The organism is Dyella acidisoli (assembly GCF_030160295.1).
Lineage (GTDB): Bacteria > Pseudomonadota > Gammaproteobacteria > Xanthomonadales > Rhodanobacteraceae > Dyella_B > Dyella_B acidisoli.
Genome location: NZ_BSOB01000030.1, coordinates 1 through 20,915 on the forward strand (window position 1 = coordinate 1; position 20,915 = coordinate 20,915).

General features: G+C 59.4%; 20 protein-coding genes. 10 read left to right on the forward strand and 10 right to left on the reverse strand.

The window, feature by feature from the left end; all coding sequences use genetic code 11:
* Positions 1 to 192: 192 nt before the first annotated feature.
* From QQJ86_RS15025 to hutU, 4 genes are all read right to left on the reverse strand, one after another.
* Positions 193 to 366, reverse strand: a complete 174-nt coding sequence (locus tag QQJ86_RS15025; RefSeq protein WP_284321787.1) for a hypothetical protein — start codon at positions 364 to 366, stop codon at positions 193 to 195.
* Between the two features lies 1 nt (position 367).
* Positions 368 to 799 carry a Tse2 family ADP-ribosyltransferase toxin gene (locus QQJ86_RS15030; RefSeq protein WP_284321788.1) on the reverse strand — a complete coding sequence of 144 codons (432 nt, stop codon included), beginning with the start codon at positions 797 to 799 and terminating at the stop codon, positions 368 to 370.
* Between the two features lie 98 nt (positions 800 to 897).
* A complete protein-coding gene (locus QQJ86_RS15035; RefSeq protein ID WP_284321789.1) occupies positions 898 to 2,010 on the reverse strand; it encodes a toll/interleukin-1 receptor domain-containing protein in 1,113 nt (370 codons plus the stop codon).
* Positions 2,011 to 2,270: 260 nt separating this feature from the next.
* On the reverse strand, positions 2,271 to 3,941 hold the full coding sequence (hutU, locus tag QQJ86_RS15040; protein ID WP_284321790.1) for a urocanate hydratase: 1,671 nt from the start codon (positions 3,939 to 3,941) through the stop codon (positions 2,271 to 2,273).
* 189 nt (positions 3,942 to 4,130) lie between these two features.
* Here hutU and QQJ86_RS15045 point away from each other — a divergent pair, with 189 nt between their 5' ends.
* The 7 genes from QQJ86_RS15045 to QQJ86_RS15075 all read left to right on the forward strand — a co-directional run bounded on the left by QQJ86_RS15045 (position 4,131) and on the right by QQJ86_RS15075 (position 11,299).
* The gene (locus tag QQJ86_RS15045; RefSeq protein ID WP_284321791.1) at positions 4,131 to 4,697 is read left to right on the forward strand and encodes a hypothetical protein; all 567 of its coding nucleotides are present in this window, start codon (positions 4,131 to 4,133) and stop codon (positions 4,695 to 4,697) included.
* A 556-nt stretch (positions 4,698 to 5,253) separates the two neighbouring features.
* Positions 5,254 to 6,288: a catalase family peroxidase gene (locus QQJ86_RS15050; protein ID WP_284321792.1), complete on the forward strand. Its 1,035-nt coding sequence runs from the start codon at positions 5,254 to 5,256 to the stop codon at positions 6,286 to 6,288.
* The gene (locus tag QQJ86_RS15055) at positions 6,288 to 6,836 is read left to right on the forward strand and encodes a cytochrome b (RefSeq protein ID WP_284321793.1); all 549 of its coding nucleotides are present in this window, start codon (positions 6,288 to 6,290) and stop codon (positions 6,834 to 6,836) included. The genes QQJ86_RS15050 and QQJ86_RS15055 overlap by 1 nt, the downstream gene beginning before the upstream one ends.
* A 236-nt stretch (positions 6,837 to 7,072) precedes the next feature.
* Positions 7,073 to 8,584, forward strand: coding sequence for a DNA-3-methyladenine glycosylase 2 family protein (locus tag QQJ86_RS15060; protein ID WP_284321794.1), 1,512 nt, complete (start codon positions 7,073 to 7,075; stop codon positions 8,582 to 8,584).
* Entirely contained in the window at positions 8,581 to 9,120 is a 540-nt protein-coding gene (locus tag QQJ86_RS15065) for a methylated-DNA--[protein]-cysteine S-methyltransferase (protein ID WP_284321795.1), read from the forward strand. The genes QQJ86_RS15060 and QQJ86_RS15065 overlap by 4 nt, the downstream gene beginning before the upstream one ends.
* 369 nt (positions 9,121 to 9,489) lie before the next feature.
* On the forward strand, positions 9,490 to 10,017 hold the full coding sequence (locus QQJ86_RS15070) for a cupin domain-containing protein (protein ID WP_284321796.1): 528 nt from the start codon (positions 9,490 to 9,492) through the stop codon (positions 10,015 to 10,017).
* Positions 10,018 to 10,054: 37 nt separating this feature from the next.
* Positions 10,055 to 11,299 (forward strand): TIGR03862 family flavoprotein, encoded by a 1,245-nt coding sequence (locus QQJ86_RS15075; protein WP_284321797.1) that lies wholly within the window; start codon positions 10,055 to 10,057, stop codon positions 11,297 to 11,299.
* 27 nt (positions 11,300 to 11,326) lie between these two features.
* Here QQJ86_RS15075 and QQJ86_RS15080 read toward each other — a convergent pair whose 3' ends face one another.
* Positions 11,327 to 11,803 (reverse strand): nuclear transport factor 2 family protein, encoded by a 477-nt coding sequence (locus QQJ86_RS15080; protein ID WP_284321798.1) that lies wholly within the window; start codon positions 11,801 to 11,803, stop codon positions 11,327 to 11,329.
* A gap of 194 nt (positions 11,804 to 11,997) precedes the next feature.
* Here QQJ86_RS15080 and QQJ86_RS15085 point away from each other — a divergent pair, with 194 nt between their 5' ends.
* On the forward strand, positions 11,998 to 13,278 hold the full coding sequence (locus QQJ86_RS15085) for an alkaline phosphatase family protein (protein WP_284321799.1): 1,281 nt from the start codon (positions 11,998 to 12,000) through the stop codon (positions 13,276 to 13,278).
* Positions 13,279 to 13,368: 90 nt separating this feature from the next.
* Complete coding sequence (locus tag QQJ86_RS15090; protein WP_284321800.1) at positions 13,369 to 14,271, forward strand: LysR substrate-binding domain-containing protein; 903 nt, start codon at positions 13,369 to 13,371, stop codon at positions 14,269 to 14,271.
* Between the two features lie 73 nt (positions 14,272 to 14,344).
* Here the strand turns inward: QQJ86_RS15090 and QQJ86_RS15095 are convergent, their stop codons facing one another.
* The 3 genes from QQJ86_RS15095 to QQJ86_RS15105 all read right to left on the reverse strand — a co-directional run bounded on the left by QQJ86_RS15095 (position 14,345) and on the right by QQJ86_RS15105 (position 17,845).
* A complete protein-coding gene (locus QQJ86_RS15095) occupies positions 14,345 to 15,595 on the reverse strand; it encodes an MFS transporter (RefSeq protein ID WP_284321801.1) in 1,251 nt (416 codons plus the stop codon).
* Positions 15,596 to 15,691: 96 nt separating this feature from the next.
* Positions 15,692 to 16,522, reverse strand: coding sequence for an alpha/beta fold hydrolase (locus QQJ86_RS15100; RefSeq protein ID WP_284321802.1), 831 nt, complete (start codon positions 16,520 to 16,522; stop codon positions 15,692 to 15,694).
* Between the two features lie 207 nt (positions 16,523 to 16,729).
* Positions 16,730 to 17,845 (reverse strand): aldo/keto reductase, encoded by a 1,116-nt coding sequence (locus tag QQJ86_RS15105; RefSeq protein ID WP_284321803.1) that lies wholly within the window; start codon positions 17,843 to 17,845, stop codon positions 16,730 to 16,732.
* Positions 17,846 to 17,957: 112 nt separating this feature from the next.
* Between QQJ86_RS15105 and QQJ86_RS15110 the strand changes: the two genes are divergently transcribed.
* Positions 17,958 to 18,899 (forward strand): LysR family transcriptional regulator, encoded by a 942-nt coding sequence (locus tag QQJ86_RS15110; protein WP_284321804.1) that lies wholly within the window; start codon positions 17,958 to 17,960, stop codon positions 18,897 to 18,899.
* On the opposite strand, the gene QQJ86_RS15115 is transcribed toward QQJ86_RS15110, so the two are convergent.
* Both QQJ86_RS15115 and QQJ86_RS15120 read right to left on the reverse strand, forming a co-directional pair.
* Entirely contained in the window at positions 18,890 to 19,054 is a 165-nt protein-coding gene (locus QQJ86_RS15115) for a hypothetical protein (protein ID WP_284321805.1), read from the reverse strand. The two genes, QQJ86_RS15110 and QQJ86_RS15115, sit on opposite strands and share 10 nt — an antisense overlap.
* A 454-nt stretch (positions 19,055 to 19,508) precedes the next feature.
* Positions 19,509 to 20,879: a formimidoylglutamate deiminase gene (locus tag QQJ86_RS15120; protein WP_284321806.1), complete on the reverse strand. Its 1,371-nt coding sequence runs from the start codon at positions 20,877 to 20,879 to the stop codon at positions 19,509 to 19,511.
* Between the last annotated feature and the right edge of the window lie 36 nt (positions 20,880 to 20,915).

Below are 20,915 nucleotides of genomic sequence, written 5' to 3' on the forward strand. Positions count from 1 at the left end.
CACCTTGGTGAGGCCTCATACATAGATGCAGCCGGCATTCGGGGATGAAAAAAGCGGTTGACGAAGGGGGCGAGTCCATACATAGGCTGGGATGCAATCCCAGCTTTCGTTTTACCCCGCGGCAACGCGGGGATTGCATCCCAGCCTACGAGCTAAGCCGTGGCGCTTCGCACCGGCGGCTTGAAAGCGAATTTATGCCTCCTTCTCGAAGCGAGACACCAATAAATCAACCAATGCAGCGTCATTTGCGAGATCAGCGGACTCCTCCTCGTCTACGTTTCCCGAGTTCAGTTGATCCTCAAGCTCCCTCAAAAATCGCCGCAACGCTACCAAAATCACCTGTTTCTCTTTGATGCCAAGTTCCATGTCACTTTACCTGCCTGGTCGGCACGGCAAAGGTGGGAACAGCATGAGCGGAAAGCTGCTGGAGTAGCGTGATGAATGTGGATAACGGCATATCATGTAAAGGCCTGATGGTGTAGTGAATTTGACCAGTGGCATGATTGATACCTGCATCTCGGCTCACTCTTAGGCCCGAGGGAATCTTGGTGCCTTTGGGCAACTTCCACCATCGATTGCCAAACCGAAGGTTAGGCATGTTGAACGTCGAAATTCCACCAGATGTCGCATCAACGTAGTCGATGCCATTCTTCGTATAGATCTTTACGTCATGGACTTGGTCGGCTTGACGAGGTGGCGTCGTCCTCGGTTTATGGAGCTGAGGGCTTGTCATGGTTCCATGTCGGTACAAATCAGTCGGCAAGGCCTCAAAAAACAGCTCTTCAATTGTTTGTCCCATCTCCGTCTTCCTTACGCTCGTGAAATTTTTAAAGTACCGGATTAAGTTGAGCACAGTTCTCTTGTGAGACTTTTTCACACATTAATTTGGGTGATTTTTTAGTCGTCGCTTTTCGGGCTTTCAATAGCTTTTCCTGAACTTGCACGTGAACGCAACTTGCCGGGTGTTCGCTCAAGAAATCGCTCAACCATCTGGGGTAGATGCTTGGCCATAAAAAACAACTCCTCTTCATCCGGTCGATACATCTCATGAAATAGAGGGCCATGAGTTGTCACTTCTAATATCGCCAAGAGATTGTGGCGAGCCTCCGAGATGTCCTTTTCAATTCCGCTTCGCAGCGCACGATAGAGTTCAATCCCTAATTCGTATAGCCAAGGAAAATCTTCACGCATGGCAGAGATAAACAGTAACCATGCTGCAGCCGGCTCACCTCGTCCGCCACGGAACGCCGGATGAAATAGGAGCTCTTCGAACATCATAGGATGTAAACGGCGGCCTTTCCTCAAATCGCCACGACGCGTTGCTGAGCGGACTCGGTCATCAACTCGCTCCGGAAGCTCTCTAACCATGACTTTCACTTCTTCAAATAGCTTGGCTACGCTTGAGTCATCCGCACCTACTTGAGCGACAGGCTTCCCTTTGGCGACGAGCAACTTCTTGACTCCATCTAGGAAAACACGCACCTGCATCTTTACCGCTTCATCACGCGGGGATGCCTCAGGATTCCTCTTAATGAGTTGAATGACAAGTTTCGTCAAAGAGTCCTCATCATCACCGCAGTTTTGAAACTGCCCAAATGGCCCGGAGCTGACCTTTTCAAGTGGTACACCCAGTGCAACGCCCAATACATTGGTATCTAGCTTGCCCTTAGCCACGCCAGCCTCATAGAGAATCCAAGGGCGATCAATGCTGTGCTGGGTCAGGAGTGCAACAACATCTGTCGCGTCACCGAGCTGCGACATGATTGCCTTATACCACTCCGTTCCGAACTCGATTCCGGATGTCCCTTTCTTATCTGAAGATCGAAAGGACTTAAGCGTGCCGGCACTGACATCCGACAATAGATTTGCGAACGCTTCGGCCAGATCTGCGTCACGACTGTCATGGCTAATAAATACGAGCATCCTCCCGCGAGGAGGCAGTGTTACTGGCTCATCAATGCCGTGACTTGCGACGCCATTCGAAATTGAAACGATTTTCTTACGAGCCATTCGCTTCTCCCTGTCTGACGCATTAGCCATCTCGGTTGGCTAACGCAAATTAGGCCTAGAAATAAGATATTACTCAGCGCACCACCCCAAACAAACGCACCCACTCACAGCGAATATTAAAAAATTCAATAACTTTCCCCTGCAGAAGTCAGTCACACGCCGCCCCACCCCTGCTTATACGATAAAACCGCCCCATAAAAAAATTACACCCTCAAAAGCGAGGGTGTAAATATCGAACCAACTAGCTTGAAATCACCGCTTCAAATCATCGGCAACTTCAACCCCTGCTCCTTCGCACACTGCACAGCAATGTCGTAACCCGCATCCGCATGCCGCATCACACCGGTACCCGGATCATTCCACAGCACACGCGCAATGCGTTTATCGGCTGCTTCGGTACCATCACACACAATCACCACACCGCTGTGCTGGCTGTAACCCATGCCCACGCCACCGCCGTGGTGCAGGCTCACCCATGTCGCGCCGCCAGCGACGTTGAGCATGGCGTTGAGCAGCGGCCAATCGGAAACAGCATCGCTGCCATCCTTCATCGCTTCGGTTTCGCGGTTGGGGCTGGCGACGGAACCAGAATCCAGATGATCGCGGCCGATCACGATGGGGGCTTTCAGTTCACCCTTGCGCACCATTTCGTTGAACGCCAAACCGAGCTTGTGACGCAGGCCGAGACCGACCCAGCAGATGCGCGCAGGTAGGCCCTGGAAGCTGATGCGCTTTTCAGCCATGTCCAGCCAGTTGTGCAGGTGCGGATCGTCGGGGATCAGTTCCTTCACCTTGGCGTCGGTTTTCATGATGTCTTCGGGATCGCCGGAGAGCGCGACCCAACGGAATGGGCCAATGCCGCGGCAGAACAACGGGCGCACGAAGGCGGGCACGAAGCCAGGGAAATCGAAGGCGTTGGCGCAGCCTTCGTCCTTCGCCATCTGGCGGATGTTGTTGCCGTAGTCGAAGGTGGGAATGCCTTGCGCGTGGAAGGCGAGCATGGCTTCCACATGTTTTTTCATGGCTTGCTTGGCGGCCTTGGCGGTGCCGGCGGGATCGCTCTTGCGGCGTTCGAACCACTGCTCCACTGTCCAGCCTTGCGGCAGGTAGCCGTTGACCGGATCGTGCGCACTGGTCTGGTCGGTGACGGCATCGGGCTTTACGCCACGGCGCACGAGCTCGGGCAGTACGTCGGCAGCGTTGCCGAGTAGCGCGATGGATTTGGCTTCGCCGGCCTTGGTGTATTTCTCAATGCGTGCGAGTGCGTCATCGAGATCGGTGGCTTGTTCGTCGACGTAACGCGTCTTGAGGCGGAAGTCGATGCTCTTCTGCTGGCATTCGATGTTGAGCGAGCACGCGCCGGCCAACGTGGCGGCCAGCGGTTGCGCGCCGCCCATGCCGCCGAGGCCCGCAGTGAGAATCCATTTGCCTTTCAAGCTGCCGTTGTAGTGCTGGCGGCCCATTTCCACGAAGGTTTCGTAGGTGCCTTGCACGATGCCTTGCGAACCGATGTAGATCCACGAGCCGGCCGTCATCTGGCCGTACATCATCAGGCCCTTTCTATCGAGCTCGTTGAAGTGTTCCCAGTTCGCCCACGCCGGCACAAGGTTGGAGTTGGCGATCAGCACGCGCGGTGCATCCGGATGGGATGGGAACACGCCTACCGGCTTGCCTGATTGCACCAGCAGGGTTTCGTCGTCATTGAGTTCGCGCAGGGCACGCAGGATCGCGTCGAAGCATTCCCAGTTGCGCGCGGCGCGGCCGATGCCGCCGTACACCACGAGTTCCGCCGGGTTTTCGGCAACGGCCGGGTCCAGGTTGTTCTGGAGCATGCGGTACGGGGCTTCGGTGAGCCAACTTTTGCAGGTGAGCTCCGTGCCGCGCGGGGCGTGGATGGTGCGGGAGGTGTCGATGCGGGTAGGGGCGTTCATCGGGACGTTCCTGAGACTGCCAAGGGGAAACCGTCATTATGGTCGCGCTATTTCGCCATCGCCAACTGCACTGCGGCAAACGCCGATTTTTACTGGGAAAACGGCTCATTGACACGGAATTGACGCGCGCCCAGACTCGTTGCCGGAATCCGGGATTGGCCTGCTCAACCGACGCGGGAGGCCTTATTTATGGGCACGAAAGGCTCGCTGTACCGGTCCGTCGTCGTCGCTGCCACGCTCGTTGCCACGAGCGGCCTGCTGGCAGCCGACAAGCAAACACCCAGTGATGCGCAACTGATCGCCAGCGCCATGCGGGCTGCACCGCCGGGCGTTGCCAAGGGAGCAACCATCGTCGCCATGAATGCGGATGGCACGATGCGCACGCTGCGCCAGGGCACCAACGGTTACACCTGCATGCCGGACACCCCGGCTACGCCGGGGCCTGATTCCATGTGCATGGACAAGAATGCAATGGAATGGGTCCATGCGTTGGTGGCGCACAAGCCGCCGCCGGCCGGCAAGATCGGCATGATGTACATGCTCGAAGGCGGCACGGATGCCAGCAATACTGACCCTTACGCGCAGAAGCCGTTGCCGAACAACCACTGGATCAAGACTGGACCGCATTTCATGATCGTGGGTGCTGATGCCGCCTTCTACGACATGTATCCGAAGAGTCCTGATCCCGACACGTCCATGCCTTATGTGATGTGGGCGGGGACGCCTTATCAGCATTTGATGGCACCGGTGAAATAGCCGGCTTCTTTGAAACTGCAGCCCAACAGTTTCGCCGTTGACGCGTGTTGCGCATGTGCTGGCGCGTTTTGTTGAACAGGTACTTATGTGCTTGGGTGGGGAAGCGTGTGGAAAAAGGTATTTGATTGGCGTTGAGGCTTGGGTGCTTTTTGCCGCTGCTTACGCAAAGCAGAACTCTGCCTCACCGTCATTCCGGTGAAGGCCGGAATCCAGTTCAAATATGCGTCCGAAGGACACAAAACCGGTTTTGAGTGCTTCGCACAACGTATTTAGACTGGATGATTCGCTTCGCTCACCCCTTCGGGGCCGTCCTTCGGACGTTCTACGCGCTTCGCGCTACGTCCGGCCTTCGCCGGAATGACGGTGAGGTACGATCCAGTTATATAGGGCGTCGTGTAGATACCTATGCACTCAAAGCCAGAGAGCAAGCAACGCTGCACTGAAACCCGTAAAGCTGTAACCATTGGATCGTGACAATCGAAGTAACGAAGGTTTCCATTCCACTGGACGTGACCCTATGCATGCGCCATCGCCCCTCTCCCGCTCCAGCATTTTTTTGAGATTCGCGTTCATCGCGCTCGCACTGCTCATCATCGTGCTTGCGTTCGGCTACGTCGGCGGGTGGCTGACACCGCACCGGCTTACAGCACAGCGCCTGGTCGATCAGTTGCAGGCCAATGCGGGCGTATTTGCCGGCTATCGCCGCAATCACGCCAAGGGCGTGTGCGTGATGGGCTATTTCGATAGCAATGGCCAGGCGCAGCCGTATTCCCTTGCACAGGTATTTGCACCAGGCCGCACACAGGTAGTCGGTCGTTTCGCGATCCCGGGTGGCAATCCCTATGCGCCGGACAGCAGTGCACCCATTCGCAGCTTGGCGCTGCGCTTCACGCAAGCCAACGGCCAACAATGGCGTACGGGCATGAACAGCATGCCGGTCTTCCCCGTCGGCACTCCACAGGCGTTTTTTGAACTGCTGCAGGCGCAACAGCCCGATCACCCCACCGGCAAACCTGATCCTGCGAAGCTCGGTGCATTCTTTGCCGCGCATCCGGAAACCGCAGCATTTCTTGCATGGGTGAAAACGGCAAAACCTTCCGCCAGCTATGCAACGGAAAGCTACTGGAGCTTGAATGCATTCGAATTCGTCGATGCAAACGGTGAACGACATGCGGTGCGCTGGCGGATGGTGCCGGAAGCAAGCGACGCGTCGACAGCAGGCGGCAACAATCCGAATTATCTGGATGCCGATCTCACGCAACGACTCGCACAAAGTCCGCAACGTTGGCACTTGATCGTCACGCTCGCCAATCCGGGTGATCCCACCAACGACGCGACCAAGGCGTGGCCTTCGGATCGTCGCGATATCGACGCTGGAACGCTGGTGCTTACCAGCACCGAACCGCAAGAAAGCGGCGAATGCCGCGACATCAACTACGACCCGACGGTGCTTCCGCATGGCATCGCGATTTCCGACGATCCATTGCTTCCCGCACGCTCCGCGGCTTATGCCGCCTCCTACCTGCGACGCACCAGCGAGGAAGCCCATCTCCCCGGCACTGCCGCAACCACCAAGCCGGAGGCCAAGTGATGACGCGCACCTCTTCGCAATTCGTACTGACCGCCCGCGTGCTGCATTGGCTGATGGCGCTGATGATCGTCTCGATGCTGTTTATCGGTGTCGGCCTGGTGACATCGGTCTCCGAACGACACGCATGGCTGCTGGCCATTCACAAGCCACTCGGTATCGCGATATTCGTGCTTGCCGTCGTACGTTTGATCGTGCGCCTGCGCAATCCGCCACCGCCCTTGCCTGCTGATCTTCCGGCCATACAAAAACTCGCCGCCTATGCATCGCACTATCTGCTGTATGCGTTGATGCTGACGATTCCGCTCGTCGGCTGGGCGATGCTGTCGGCGGGTGGCTATCCGGTGATGCTGAGCCACTCACTGCGCTTGCCGCCGATTTTTCCGGTGAATGCCACGGCGTTTGCGGTCCTGCGGCATGCGCATGCATGGCTGGCGGCGTTGTTGCTTTTGACGTTTTTGGCGCACATGGGTGCGGCCCTGTACCACGGATTGATTCGCAGGGATGGCGTGCTGTCGAGCATGATCGGCACCAGGCACGAACTTGAGTAAATCGCTCTATCCATTTGCCTCACCGTCGTCCCGGCGAAAGCCGGGACCCAGCGTCTTTGCTGTTCCGTGCGCAAGTCACTGGGTCCCGGTTTTCGCCGGGACGACGAGCGCTCTGTAGTCGCCATCGTCCAGGCACTGCGATGTTGGGGTTTGCACCCCAACCTACAAAAACATCTCCCGGCGTTGATGTCCGAAAACGGCGAGTCTTGCTCCAGCGATGGTGCTAGCCTGCACACATGGACACCAACCCCATCCCCACGCTGGACCCGCAAGCCTGTGAACGGGCTCGACTGAGCCGCGACGCACGTTTCGACGGGCTGTTCTTTATCGCGGTGAGTACCACGCGCATCTATTGCCGGCCGGTGTGTCCTGCTTCGCCTTCGCCCAAGCGTGAAAACGTCACGTACTACACGACGGCCGCTGCAGCGGAAGCGGCGGGTTTTCGCCCTTGCCTGCGCTGCCGGCCGGAGCTGGCGCCTGGCAACGATGCCTGGCAGCGTGGCGATCATGTGGTGACACGCGCACTGAAACTGATTGAGGGTGGTCTGCTGCAAGATCATCCGGTGGATGAGCTTGCGCGACGTGTCGGCGTTGGTGCACGACAACTACGTCGTTTGTTTGTGGAACGTCTCGGCGCGCCGCCGATCGACGTCCACACGACACGTCGCCTGTTGTTCGCCAAGCAGCTATTGACCGAGACGAACATGCCGGTCACGGATGTGGCACTCGCTTCGGGGTTCAGCAGCTTGCGCCGCTTCAATGCAGCCTTCGCGCAGGCCAATCGGATAGCTCCGCGCGAGTTGCGCAGGAAACCTCATGCAGGCAACAGCGACAGCCTGATTTTGCGCTTGAACTATCGCCCACCTTACGACTTCGCGTCGGTGCTGGCTTTTTTGCGTGGTCGTGCGTTACCCGGCATCGAAGTCGTCGACGATGAGAGTTACTTGCGTGTATTCGGTCCGGCGGAAACGCCCGGCTGGTTGCGGCTCAGCGCATGGCCCGGCAAGGAAAACGCGTTGCGCCTGCAACTGCATTGCCCGCAGCCGGCGCAGATGCTGTCGGTGGTTACACGCATCCGCCGTATGTTCGATCTAGATGCGGAGCCGCAAGCCATCGCGAGCGCTTTGCAGACAACGCCGCATCTGCGTCCACTGCTGCGCAAACGCCCTGGGTTGCGCTTGCCCGGTAGCTGGGATGGCTTCGAAGTGGCGGTGCGCGCGATTCTCGGTCAGCAAGTGAGTGTGGCAGCGGCACGTACGCTCGCATCGCGTGTGGTGCATCGCTTTGGCGTACCCTTGCCGGTGCCGGTCGCGCCCGGCCTTGAATGCTTGTTCCCAACACCTGAAGTGCTGGCGAGTGCAGACCTCAGTGCACTAGGCATTACCGGTGCGCGCATCGAAAGCATTCGTGGTGTAGCACGAGCCTTGCTGGATGGGCGGGTGGATTTTCGCGTCGAGCAATCGCTGGAGGAATTCGTATCACGCTGGGTCGCGCTACCAGGTATTGGCGAATGGACTGCGCAATACATGGCGATGCGTGGATTAAGCCATCCGGACGCATTTCCCGCTGCCGATCTGATCCTTCGACGCGCCGCATCGACCGACGGCGATGCGCTCAGCACGAAGGCACTCACTCAACTGGCCGAGGCGTGGCGGCCCTGGCGCGCTTATGCCGTCATGCATCTGTGGCGCAGCGCAAGCGAACAGGCAAAGCCATCGGTCTCGGCTCGAAAGGGAGTAGCCGCATGAACACTCCGAACAACGACATCTGGTACGACCATCTGCCTACGCCGATCGGTAATCTAATGCTGGTTGCCGATGCGCAAGGTTTGCGCGAAGTCTGGTTCGAAACCGGAAAGCATCGAAAAATACCTGATCCAACCTGGAGACATGATCCGGCCAAGCTCGCCTTCGCACGCAAGCAGTTGGAAGAATATTTTGCCGGCGAGCGCACAAGCTTCGACCTGCCCTTGCACCCGCTGGGAACAAACTTCCAGGTTGCCGTGTGGCAAGCACTGGCGGAGATTCCCTACGGCAGCACGATCAGCTACGGCGAGCTGGCGCAGCGCATCGGCCAGCCGCAGGCGGTTCGCGCGGTCGGTGCAGCTAACGGACGTAATCCGTTGCCGATCGTGTTGCCGTGTCACCGAGTGATTGGTGCCGATGGCAGTTTGACCGGGTTTGGTGGTGGATTGCCGACGAAGCGTTTTTTGCTGGCGATGGAAGATCAAGTGGCGCGTGGGGATTTGTTTGGGCTGAGTAACCACCAAAAGGCTGCTCAGTGAAGGAATGCTTCAACGTGCCTCACCGTCATTCCGGCCTTCGCCCACCGCTCTCCGGGAAAGTTTGCAGCGCGTGCCCCTCTCCCTTCGGGAGAGGGGTTGGGGTGAGGATACGATCAGCGCGTAATGGCAAAACTTGCGCGAAAAATGAGCATCACGCTTCGCCCGAACCCTCACCCGCCTCTCGGCACCCTCTCCCGGAGGGAGAGGGACTCACTCAGTGAGTTTTCGAGTCACCGCGCTTCCAAACGCTCCACAATGCCCAATGCATAAGTTGTGTTTCCACGGATCGCAGAAACTTTCTCCGGACAGCAATGGGCCTTCGCCGGAATGACGGCTATGCGAATGTTGGCATTACGCTAAAGTCGGTACATGGCTACCAACTCGCCCATCATCTCCGACATCATCCAGCAACTGAACCTGCAGCCTCATCCAGAAGGCGGCTTCTATCGCCGAACCTACTGCAGCGACGAGCGCATTACTCGCACCACGGCGAATAGCGCGAGCACCCAGCGCCACGCCTCCACCGGTATTTACTACTTGCTGCACGATCAAGCCTATTCCGCGTGGCACCGCATCGACTCGGACGAGATGTGGCACTTCTACGCAGGTGACCCGTTGCTTATCCACATGCTGGATGAGCGCGGTACGTGGACAGTGCAGCGGTTGGGCGACATGCTGCGGGAACCGGAAGCGGTATTTCAGTGCGTAGTGCCCGCGGGATGCTGGTTCGCAGCGGAGCGCGAAGGCTCGCAGGACTATTCGCTAGTCGGATGCACCGTTGCACCGGGTTTCGAATTCGACACGTTCGAACTGGCGGATACGCAAGCCTTATTGCGCAGCTATCCCCAGCATGAAGCAGTAATACGCCGACTGGCTCCGGGCGGAAACCACGCCTAGCGCTTACAATGCACGGTCTTTGCCACCACGCCGAAGCATGTCCGCCTCACCTCATTCCAGCCTGGTCATCATCGGCGGCGGTCCTGCGGGATTGATGGCGGCTGAAACCGCCCGTGCACAAGGCATCGAGGTCGATCTCTACGAAGCGAAAGGCTCGGTCGGGCGCAAGTTTCTGATTGCCGGCAAAGGCGGCATGAATCTTACGCACAGCGAATCTCGCCCGGCCTTCGACCATCGTTACGCCGAACGAGCAGCCGAAGTAGGCAAGTGGCTGGATGATTTCGATGCCGATGCTTTGCGCACATGGGCGCGTGGCTTAGGCGTAGACACCTTCGTAGGCAGTTCAGGCCGCGTGTTTCCCAGCGATTTGAAAGCAGCGCCGCTGTTGCGCGGCTGGGTACATCGCCTGCGCGAAAGCGGCGTGCGCTTTCACGTGCATCATCGCTGGCTGGGCTGGCGTGAGGACGGCGCGCTGCACTTTGCTACGGCGGAAGGCGAAAGCTTCGTGCATACACGTGCGGTGGTGTTGGCACTGGGCGGTGGCAGTTGGCCGCAACTCGGCTCGGATGGCGCATGGCAGGCACGACTGATCGAGCGTGGCGTAGACGTCGCTCCACTGCAGCCGTCCAATTGCGGTTTCGACATCGACTGGAGCGAGTACCTGTCTTCCCGCTATGCCGGCGCGCCATTGAAACCGGTGGCAGCGAATTGGTGCGACGCCAACGGCCGCGAGCATACCCGTCAAGGCGAATGCGTGATCACCGAGACGGGTATCGAAGGCAGTTTGATCTATGCGTTGTCGGCGCATCTGCGCGACACCATCGCCGCGCAGGGTGAGGCGCTGCTGAAGTTGGATCTGGCGCCGGATCGCTCGCTGGATCGCCTGCGTCAGGATCTCGCCAAACCACGTGGCAGCCGCACGATCAGCGAGCATTTGCGTCGACATGCAGGCATAGCCGGTGTGAAGACAGCACTGCTGCATGAAGTGCTGGATCAGGCGCAAAGGCACGATTCGGACGCCCTCGCCCGCACCATTAAGTGCCTGCCCTTGCGCTTGAAGAAGCCTCGTCCGCTGGCTGAAGCCATCAGCAGTGCCGGTGGTGTGCGGCTGGAAGCGATCAACGACTCACTAATGCTGACTGCCTTGCCTGGCGTGTTTTGCGCAGGGGAAATGCTGGATTGGGAAGCGCCTACTGGTGGCTACTTGCTGACCGCGTGCTTTGCAAGCGGTTATCGCGCCGGGCTCGGCGCGGCGGCTTGGTTGAAAGGCACAAGTCGGTAGGTTGGGGCTTGCACCCCAACCCACGTTTCACAAACCAAGTTCACTCAGCCCGGGATGATTATCCGGCCTACGCCCTTGCGGCCAATGGTATTTGCGCTGCGCTTCGGTAATGGGCACGTCGTTGATGCTTGCATGCCGTTCGGCCATCAGTCCGTTCTCGTCGAACAACCAGTTCTCGTTGCCATAGGAGCGAAACCAATTGCCGGAATCGTCACGCCATTCGTACGCGAAACGCACGGCAATGCGATTGCCTTCGAACGCCCACAGCTCTTTGATCAGCCGGTATTCCAGCTCACGCGCCCATTTGCGGGTGAGAAACTCGGCGATGGCATCGCGGCCGTTGACGAATTCGGCACGATTACGCCAGCGGCTGTCGGGCGTATACGCCAGCGCCACACGAGCAGGATCACGCGTGTTCCATGCGTCTTCGGCAAGGCGGACTTTCTGGATCGCGGTTTCGCGGGTAAAAGGCGGCAGCGGCGGGCGCTGTTCGATTGCGGCCATGGGGACGGCTCCAAAGGAAATGGGGATAGCGAGGCGCCACGCATTGTAGACCCGCTTGCCAATGAAGCACGAAGCGACGGCCGTTTGCATAAAAACTTGCGACCGGCGATGGTAGCCACCAGACCTGCTGAATTGGTCATACAACTGCGTCATCATTGGCGGCTGTAGTTCGAACCATAAGGATCGCTTTCCGCATGAAACGCCTGCCCTGTCTGTTGCTGTGTTCGCTCCTCGCCTTGGGTGGCTGCGCTACACATCCTTCCGCTTCGACGCCAGAAAACAAAGCACAGCAGGCAAAGGCAGCGGCCACGACACCGCTGCTGCTTATTTCGATCGACGCTTACCGTGCCGACTATATCGACCGGCATCTCAGCCCTACCCTTGAGCAGCTTGCCGCAACTGGCGTGCATGCCGATTCGATGCAGCCGTCATTTCCCTCGCTGACCTTCCCCAATCACTACGCCATCGTCACCGGCATGGTTCCGGACCACAACGGCATCGTGAACAACACGATGGTGGATGTGCAGCTGGGTAAGTTCTCGCTGAAGGATCGATCTGCGACGAGCAACGGCCTGTGGTGGGACCAGGCTACGCCGCTGTGGATCACGGCGGATGCGAACGGCCTGCGCACCGCCACCATGTTCTGGCCTGGCTCCGAGGCGGACATCCAGAGCAAGCACCCGGATTATTGGAAGCCCTACCAAGGCAAGGTGACAGCCAATCAGCGCGTCGACCAGATCCTTGCCTGGCTGGATCTTCCTGCAGACCAGCGCCCCGCGTTCCTTACTTTGTACTTCGATGCCGTCGACCATGCGGGCCACGAACACGGTCCCGATTCGTCGGAAGTGAACCAGGCTCTGCGTGAAACGGACGCAGCCATGACGCGCTTGGTCGATGGCCTGCGCCAGCGCGGCCTGTTCGACAAGATGAACATCATTGTGCTGGCCGATCACGGCATGGCCAGCGTGCCGAAGGAAAACAGCATCCTGATCGACAAGCTGATTTCGATGGATGACGTGGATGAGGTGAACCTGGGTGTGCTCGCCGGTTTCAATCCCAAGCGCGGCCATGATTTCAACGCGATCGAACAGCAGTTGGAGCAGCCGCAACAACACATGCATTGCTGGGACAAGACGCGCATCCCCGCACGCTTCAACTACGGTTCGAATGCGCGCGTGCCACGACTGGTGTGCCTGGCCGATGTGGGCTGGCGTATTACCACCACGGAGTACTTGGCCAAACACAAGGACCTGAGCATTGGCGAGCATGGCTACGACAATGCTGATCCATTGATGCAGGCGCTGTTCGTAGCGCACGGCCCGGCGTTCCAGAGCGGTATCCGGTTTCACAATTTCCCGAACGTGGATGTGTATCCGCTGATGGCGCATCTTTTGGGCATCACGCCGAATTTCAGCGATGGGAAGCTTGAGGATGTGCAGGGGATGTTGAAGCCGGAGCCGGCGGCGGCCCAATAACTCGCGCGATCAGCCCCCTCTCCCCGGAGGGGAGAGGGGGTAAGTCATGCAACACTTGAGCATCACCCGCTCCGCGGCGAAAGTATCAGCATGAACATCGAACTCCGCCATCTGCGTTACTTCGTCGCCGTCGCCGATACGTTGCATTTCGGCAAGGCAGCGGAGCGGCTGGGCATGTCGCAGCCACCGCTCAGCCAGCAGATCCGCCAACTGGAAGATGCCGTGGGTGCACGCCTGCTGACGCGCACCAATCGCCGCGTGGCATTGACCGAGCCGGGAAAAGTTCTTCTGCAGGAGGCGCGCGAGATTTTGGCGCGGACCGATCATGCAGTGGATCTGGCTCGACGCGCGCAACGCGGCGAACTGGGCGAACTGCGTATCGGCTTCACGCGTACCACGCCGCTCTCGCAGGATATTCCCAGCGCCATCTTCGCGTTCCGCCAGCGCTTCCCGGCCGTGCATCTGCAACTGGAGGAAATGAACTCGCTGCAGCAGATCGATGCGTTGCTCGAACGCAGGTTGCAGATCGGCATCCTGCGCCCAGGCACGCTGCCGACATCGCTGCTTTCCAAGCGACTATTCCGCGATCCGCTGGTGGCAGTGGTGCGCTCGGATCACCCCGTGCTCAAACGTGTCAACGCACGCGGCAAACTGTCGACCAAAGCGCTAGCGCGGGAACCGTTCGTGGTGTTCGCGCGCAGCGCCGGTGCCGGCGTACAAGAGCACGTCATGAATTTGTGCCGCGAAGCCGGTTTTGCGCCACGCATCTCGCAGGAAGCACGCGAAGCGTCCACCATCATCGGTTTGGTTGCAGCCGGTTTCGGTGTAGCGATCCTGCCGCAATCTTGCGATCACATCCACGTGGAAGGTGTCAGCTACGTGCCACTGGCGGAAGCCAACGCCATGTCGGAAATCCACGTGGTGTATCGCGAGGACGAACGCTCACCGCTGGTGCCGCGCTTCGTGCAATTGCTCACGGCAGCGAAAAGCTGACGTAGGTTGGGTTAGCGCAGCGTAACCCAACAATGCTGCTCGAAAATGTTGGGTTACGCTGCGCTAACCCAACCTACGGCATGGCCCCTTTGCTCATGGGAGTTGGCGGTGTAACGAGTTGCGGCAGAGGCGGCAGTCGATACAGTCGCAAGGCGATCAACAAACCGATCAACACCAGCGTGCCAACAAATAACGCTACGCCCATCCAACTGTCCTTCGCATAGAACAAGCCGCCGCTCCAGCCCGCCACGCTCGAACCCATGTAGTAGCTGAAAAGGTACATCGATGACGCCTGTGCCTTCGCTGTACCGCCACGCCGCCCTACCCAGCTGCTGACAATGGAATGTCCGCCGAAGAATCCAAATGTGATCGCGGTGATGCCGAGGATGATTAGCCACAGCGGCTCGGTCATCGTGCACAACACGCCGAAAAGCATTAGCGCGAAAGCCGTCCACAGCACCTTGCGCCGCCCGAGTTTGCCCGCCAGGTGTCCCATCCATGCCGAACTGAAGGTGCCGACCAGGTAGATCGCAAAAATCAACCCCACCACGGTCTGGCTCAGCTTGTACGGCGGCGCCAGCAAGCGATAGCCGAGATAGTTGTAAACGGTGACGAAAGCACCGAGCAGCAGAAAGCCTTCGAGGAACAGCCACGGCAAACCGGGATCGCGAAACATGCCGGCAAAACGTGCGAACAACGCACGCCAGTTGAGCGCTTGCGGATGAAAATGCCGCGACGGCGGCAAGGCTTTCCAGAACACCAGCCCGGAAATCAAGCCAATGACGCCGACTACGGCAACGCCCGCGCGCCAGCCAGCGAAATCGGCCACCACGCCGGCAATCAGCCGCCCGCTCATGCCGCCCACTGCACTGCCGCTGATATACAACCCCATGCCGAGACCGATCGATTCGTGATGCATCTCCTCGGTGAGGTAGGTCATCGCTACCGCTGGCAAGCCGCTGAGCGTGATGCCAAGTAGCGTGCGCAGCGTAAGCAGTGCGTACCAGTTCGGCATCAACGCGGTGAGCAAAACCAGCACTGCGGATGAAAGCAGCGAGGTGACCATCACCGCCTTGCGCCCGAACGCGTCGGACACACCGCCTGCAAACAGCATCGCGAACGCCAACACGCCGGTGGTCAGCGAAAGCGACAAGGCACTGGTGGCGGCGCTGATTCCGTAGTGCAGGCTGAATTGCGGCATCAGCGGTTGCACGCAATACAGCAGTCCAAAAGTGGCCAGGCCGGCCGCGAACAGCGCGAGGTTGGTGCGCTTGAAGGCTGGCGTGCCGTGGCGGATGAGGTTGTCGGTTGAGTAGGCGTCCATCGTGGCGCAACTGAGGCATTTCGGATGCCTCAAGCATAAATCCACCCTCAAAGGTGGTCGATAACGCCGCAAGTCCGGCTCGATAGCCGCGGCGTATCAATCCACCGTTACCGTCGCGGTCAACGCATCACGCACGATACCAAGCACTTGGGCAGGCGCCTCCAGGTTGGTGTGATGCCCGGCCCCATGCACCACGAACATGCGCGCGTGCGGAATGCCCTCCAGCAACTCGTTGGACAGCGCGTGGACTTCCCGCACATCTTCGCTACCGACGATCAGCACGGCAGGCACGTCGATCTCCCGCAGGCGTTCGAGTGCTGCGGGTTTCGGCGTTTGCTGATCCTGTGCTGCATACGTCCAGTAGCTGACGTCGCGCTTGAACAATTGCGTAGTCATCGCTTCCGTATGCTTGCGCGCGGCGGGGTCCACTTCATTCTTCGTGCGACGCGGCCCGTCGGTAAAAGCACGCAAGGAGCTGTCGATCAGACCGCTCACGTCGAATGTGCCGAGGGCTTGCAGAAAAGCACGCGCCGCGGGTGTGCTTTCGGCAAAGCGTCCCCAGTAGCCTGCACCGACAAAAATCAGCGCACTGACGCGCCCCGGGTGCGCCAATGCAAAATCCAATGCGGTAGCCGCACCGCCGGAACAGGCGAGCAAGGCGGTGCGTTGCACGCCGCTTGCATCGAGCACGGCGGCGAGATCTTCATGATGCGTGTAACGGCCTGGCTCGATGCTGGAGCGGCCAAAACCGCGTGCGTCGTAACGGATGACGTGATGTGTGTCGGCGAGCGCAGCGAATTCGTAGTCCCATTGGCCGCTGTCGACCAGGAATCCGTGCAGCATGGTGATGGTGTCGCCCTTGCCGGCTTCCTCAACGTAAAGGCGGGTATGCGGGACGTCGATCCAATGCGATGTAGCGTGTGTCATGGTGTTTTGTCCTGCTGAGGATTGCCCCCCTCTCCCCTCCGGGGAGAGGGTTGGGGTGAGGGGCCAACCTCGCCAGATGGCTAATCACGGTGAGAAATGAAAAATGTGTTTGCACGCATCTATACGTCTCCCCGCAAGCCTTGTCCCCTCACCCTAACCCTCTCCCCGGAGGGGAGAGGGGATATAAGTTTGAGGAAGGAACGGAGATCAACGCGCCCGAATCTCCTGCGCTTCCACCTGCGGCACGAACACCGGTGTCGCATATCCCTTGGGCTTGTCGCCCACCGCCACGCCGCCGTGAATCCGCGTTTGCTGGATGTCGGCAAACATGTAATACGGGAACGGCCGTTCCGGTGCGCTGACTGCATCCAGCCGCACACGCAATGCAGCCGGCAGTTCGAACGCAAGCGCAGCGAGATTGGCATCGAGCTGCTCCAGCTTGGTTGCACCGATGATCACGGAAGCAATACCCGGCTGTGTCGCCACCCAATTCAGGGCGACCGCCGCCATGCTTTGGCCTGCTTCCTTCGCTACCTTTTCCAGCTCCGCCACGATCTTCCAATTGCGATCGGTGAAGCGCTCGAAGCCTGGCGCACCACTGACCTTGGCAAGCCTTCCATCGCCTTCACCACCCTGCTGACTGGGTTTGTACTTGCCTGACAGCATGCCCATCGCAAGCGGGCTCCATGCGGTGATGCCAAGCCCCAAGTTCTGCGCCAACGGCACGTACTCGTGTTCGATATGGCGTTCGGCAAGCGAGTATTCGAGCTGCATGTTCACTAGCGGCGTCAGCGCATGCGCCTCGGCGTAGGTCTGTGCGCGGGCGGCATACCAGGCGGGAATATCGGAAAGACCGGCGTAGCGGATCTTGCCAGCGCGCACCAAGTCATCGAGCGTGCGCACCACTTCTTCTGCCGGCGTAAGGCGATCCCAGGTGTGCAGCAGATACAGGTCGATGTAATCGGTGCGCAGGCGGCGCAGCGAACCTTCCACCGCACGCATGATGTTCTTGCGACCGTTGCCGCCGGCGTTGGGATTGCCGGGCTGCGCGTTGTAGGTGAACTTGGTGGTGAGCACCACGCGATCGCGCGTGCCGCTTTCCTCAATGAACTTGCCCAGCATGCTTTCGCTGCTGCCCTCGGTATACATGTCGGCGGTGTCGATGAAATTGCCACCGGCTTCCAGGTAACGGTCGAACATGGCGCGCGCGGTCTCCTCGGCCGTGCCCCAGCCCCAGTTTTCGCCGAAGGTCATGGCACCGAGGGCAAGGCGGCTGACGCGCAGGCCGGAGCGTCCGAGGGTGAAGTATTGATCGAGCGACATGGGGAACTCCGTGGTGGGTGACGGGTTGCAGTCTGCCCTGGTCGATCATGTTGAAAAACCACCACCAGCTTGATGCATTATTTAGCTTTACTAATAAATCCAGGAGCCGGCCATGCGCGACCACTACGCCCTGCGCGCCTTCCGCACCATTGCCGAGTACGGCAGCTTCACCCGTGCCGCGGCAGCGCTCGACGTCACCCCGTCCGCGCTCAGCCAAACCATGCAGCAACTGGAAAGTGGGCTGGGCACGCGTCTGCTCCAACGCACGACGCGCCGTGTCGGGCTTACCGAGGCGGGCCAGGAGATGCTTCAGCGCATTGCGCCGGCGCTCAACGAATTGGACCTGGCCTTGGACGCGATTCGTCAGCACGGCGACCGGCCACGCGGCACGGTGCGCATCACTGTGCCTTCCGTAGGTGCGCGCTCGATCATCGAACCCATGCTCGGCGAATTCATGGCGCGCTGGCCCGATGTGCAATTGGATATTCGCGTGGAAGACGGCCTTACCGATCTCGTGGTCGAAGGCCTGGATGCAGGTATCCGATTAGGAGAGCGGCTGCAGCGCGATATGGTCGCCATTCCCATTGGCGGCCCGCTGCGTGCGGTGGTGGTGGGATCGCCGGCTTACTTCGAGCGGCACGATCGCCCCAAGACACCCAAGGACTTGCAGCAGCACAACTGCATCAAACATCGCCTTGCCAGCAGCGGTGCAATCTACCGCTGGGAATTCGCGCATCGCAGCGGCCCGCAGAAAGGTCGCTGGTATGAAATTGCTGTCGACGGGCGCCTCACCGTCAACGACGTGCCGCTCGCCGTCCGTGCTGCTGAAGATGGTGTCGGCCTTGCTTGCGTGTTGGAAACCTCCGCCCGCGCATCACTCGATGCCGGGCGCCTGGAAAGCGTGCTCGAACCGTGGCTTCCGCCGTTCGACGGTTTCTATCTGTACTATCCGAGCCGCTTCCAGGTGCCCCCGAAGCTGCGCGTGTTCATCGACTTCATCCGCGAATGGGGTTCGCGTGAAATGAACACTCCGCAGTCACGTACTCAGCGGTAACGCCAATACCCGCCTACCCAAACGTGGCTAGGCGCCCAATAGCCGGGCACCCATACGCGGGCCGGACGTGGCGCGACAACGATGCAGCCTGTTTGCGCAAGCACACCGCCGACCACGGCAAGTGCAATCAGAATCCTGGCAAGGTGACGACGCATGGTGTTCTCCCGGTGAGTGGTGACTCGTGTCGGGAAACGCTGCGTGAAAGAGTGGCGATGACGGGGCGAAGCTGAACTGATGCCGAGGGTTCAGGAGGAATGCAAGCGGCGCAACTTTGTGCGCCGACATGAACATTCTTGCGCGCGTAATAGCCCCCTCATGGCCGTCATTCCCGCGAAAGCGGGAATCCATTTTGCTCTGATGCAAAAAAGCAAAGATGGATTCCCGCTTTCGCGGGAATGACGGCACAGATGATACGTCGTCGCGAATCCGAAATTACACATTTTCTACGCCGGCACACACGCCCTTTACTCGCTTTCTATGCCACCTACGTCATGATTCGCAGGTGCCGATGTCCAACAGGCTTGCAGCCGGAGTCCGCCACGCCAGGTAGCGGGCAGCAGCCTTCCGATGATCCGGCTCCGGCTGCAAACCTGCTGGACATTGCGCATTTTACGGATGGGCCAAACGCGTAACAGCCATTCGGTAGCGAGCAGCGATCCGCGCTTCATCGCGATGCTGAAAATCACGCACCACCCATTTGCCACCCGCCATGACATGACGTACCGGCGACGTATTTCCAGCGAACAGAAAACTATCCATCACGGAGCGATGATCGCGCGCAGCCAGCAGAGGTGATTCACTGTCAAGCATCATGAAATCCGCGCGCTTGCCGGCGTCGAGTGCACCGATCGGTAAATCCGCAGCTTGCGTGCCACCCTTCAGCGCCTTACGCCACAAGGTTTCGCCCACGCTGTCACCAGCAGCACGCGCAGCAACGTTACGATGGCGCGTGCTGAGGCGCTGACCGTATTCGAGCCAGCGCAATTCTTCGATCGGTGATATCGAAATATGCGAATCCGAGCCAACGCCTAGCACGCCGTTAGCATCGAGATAGCGCGCTAGTGGGAATAATCCATCGCCCAGATTGGCTTCGGTGGTGGGACACAAGCCGGCGATGGCGCCACTGCGCGCCAACTGGGTTGTTTCCGCATCGGTGAGATGCGTGGCGTGCACCAGACACCAGCGCTTGTCGACAGGCGCGTGATCGAACAGCCATTCCACCGGTCGTGCGCCGCGCGTGGCGAGGCAATCCTGTACTTCGCCGATCTGCTCGGCAATGTGGATATGGATGGGGCCAGTTTTCAACGCTTCGTGTTCGATGATGCCGCGCCATGCGTTTTCCGGAATCGCGCGCAATGAATGCAAAGCCACGCCTACGCGCACATCGTTGCTCTCGTGTTTGCGCAGATTGGCGAGCAGTTGCAGGTAGCTCTCCACGGTGTTACCGAAGCGTCGCTGGCGTTGTGACAGTGCACGGCCGTCGAAACCGCCGCTCATGTACAACACCGGCAGCAACGTGAGTGCGATGCCCGCTTCGCGCGCGGCTTCGATCAGCGCCAGCGACATCGCCTCCGGCTGCGCATAGGGCGTGCCATCGGGCTGGTGGTGCAGGTAGTGGAATTCGCACACCTGGGTGTAGCCGGCCTTGAGCATTTCCACATAGAGCTGCGCGGCGATGGCTTGCAAGGTGTCAGGATCGATGCGCTCGGCGAAACCGTACATGGTTTCGCGCCAGGTCCAGAACGAATCGTCGCCAGGGCCTCGGCGCTCGGCCAGGCCGGCCATGGCGCGCTGGAAGGCGTGGGAATGCAGGTTGGGCATACCGGGTAGCACCCAGCCGTCCAGGTATTGCGGGGATTCGCCGGCCGCGGCAATCAGCCGGCCGGCGCTATCCACGCCGAATGTGGCATCGCTGCGCCACTGTGCTTCCTGCCAGAGGTGTTTCGCATTGAACTGGTAGACCGCGGCGGTATCACTCATGAACAATCTCCGTATAACCAGCCAAGTGTAACCGGC

Bases quoted from the DNA above. Each gene is read 5' to 3' on its own strand.
- QQJ86_RS15085 (WP_284321799.1), top strand. From the start codon at position 11,998: ATGAAACGCCTGCCCTGTCTGTTGCTGTGTTCGCTCCTCGCCTTGGGT.
- QQJ86_RS15110 (WP_284321804.1), top strand. From the start codon at position 17,958: ATGCGCGACCACTACGCCCTGCGCGCCTTCCGCACCATTGCCGAGTAC.
- QQJ86_RS15025 (WP_284321787.1), bottom strand. From the start codon at position 366: ATGGAACTTGGCATCAAAGAGAAACAGGTGATTTTGGTAGCGTTGCGG.
- QQJ86_RS15065 (WP_284321795.1), top strand. From the start codon at position 8,581: ATGAACACTCCGAACAACGACATCTGGTACGACCATCTGCCTACGCCG.
- QQJ86_RS15080 (WP_284321798.1), bottom strand. From the start codon at position 11,803: ATGGCCGCAATCGAACAGCGCCCGCCGCTGCCGCCTTTTACCCGCGAA.
- QQJ86_RS15115 (WP_284321805.1), bottom strand. From the start codon at position 19,054: ATGCGTCGTCACCTTGCCAGGATTCTGATTGCACTTGCCGTGGTCGGC.
- QQJ86_RS15060 (WP_284321794.1), top strand. From the start codon at position 7,073: ATGGACACCAACCCCATCCCCACGCTGGACCCGCAAGCCTGTGAACGG.
- QQJ86_RS15045 (WP_284321791.1), top strand. From the start codon at position 4,131: ATGGGCACGAAAGGCTCGCTGTACCGGTCCGTCGTCGTCGCTGCCACG.
- QQJ86_RS15035 (WP_284321789.1), bottom strand. From the start codon at position 2,010: ATGGCTCGTAAGAAAATCGTTTCAATTTCGAATGGCGTCGCAAGTCAC.
- QQJ86_RS15030 (WP_284321788.1), bottom strand. From the start codon at position 799: ATGGGACAAACAATTGAAGAGCTGTTTTTTGAGGCCTTGCCGACTGAT.
- QQJ86_RS15095 (WP_284321801.1), bottom strand. From the start codon at position 15,595: ATGGACGCCTACTCAACCGACAACCTCATCCGCCACGGCACGCCAGCC.
- hutU (WP_284321790.1), bottom strand. From the start codon at position 3,941: ATGAACGCCCCTACCCGCATCGACACCTCCCGCACCATCCACGCCCCG.
- QQJ86_RS15100 (WP_284321802.1), bottom strand. From the start codon at position 16,522: ATGACACACGCTACATCGCATTGGATCGACGTCCCGCATACCCGCCTT.
- QQJ86_RS15075 (WP_284321797.1), top strand. From the start codon at position 10,055: ATGTCCGCCTCACCTCATTCCAGCCTGGTCATCATCGGCGGCGGTCCT.
- QQJ86_RS15055 (WP_284321793.1), top strand. From the start codon at position 6,288: ATGACGCGCACCTCTTCGCAATTCGTACTGACCGCCCGCGTGCTGCAT.
- QQJ86_RS15105 (WP_284321803.1), bottom strand. From the start codon at position 17,845: ATGTCGCTCGATCAATACTTCACCCTCGGACGCTCCGGCCTGCGCGTC.
- QQJ86_RS15070 (WP_284321796.1), top strand. From the start codon at position 9,490: ATGGCTACCAACTCGCCCATCATCTCCGACATCATCCAGCAACTGAAC.
- QQJ86_RS15120 (WP_284321806.1), bottom strand. From the start codon at position 20,879: ATGAGTGATACCGCCGCGGTCTACCAGTTCAATGCGAAACACCTCTGG.
- QQJ86_RS15090 (WP_284321800.1), top strand. From the start codon at position 13,369: ATGAACATCGAACTCCGCCATCTGCGTTACTTCGTCGCCGTCGCCGAT.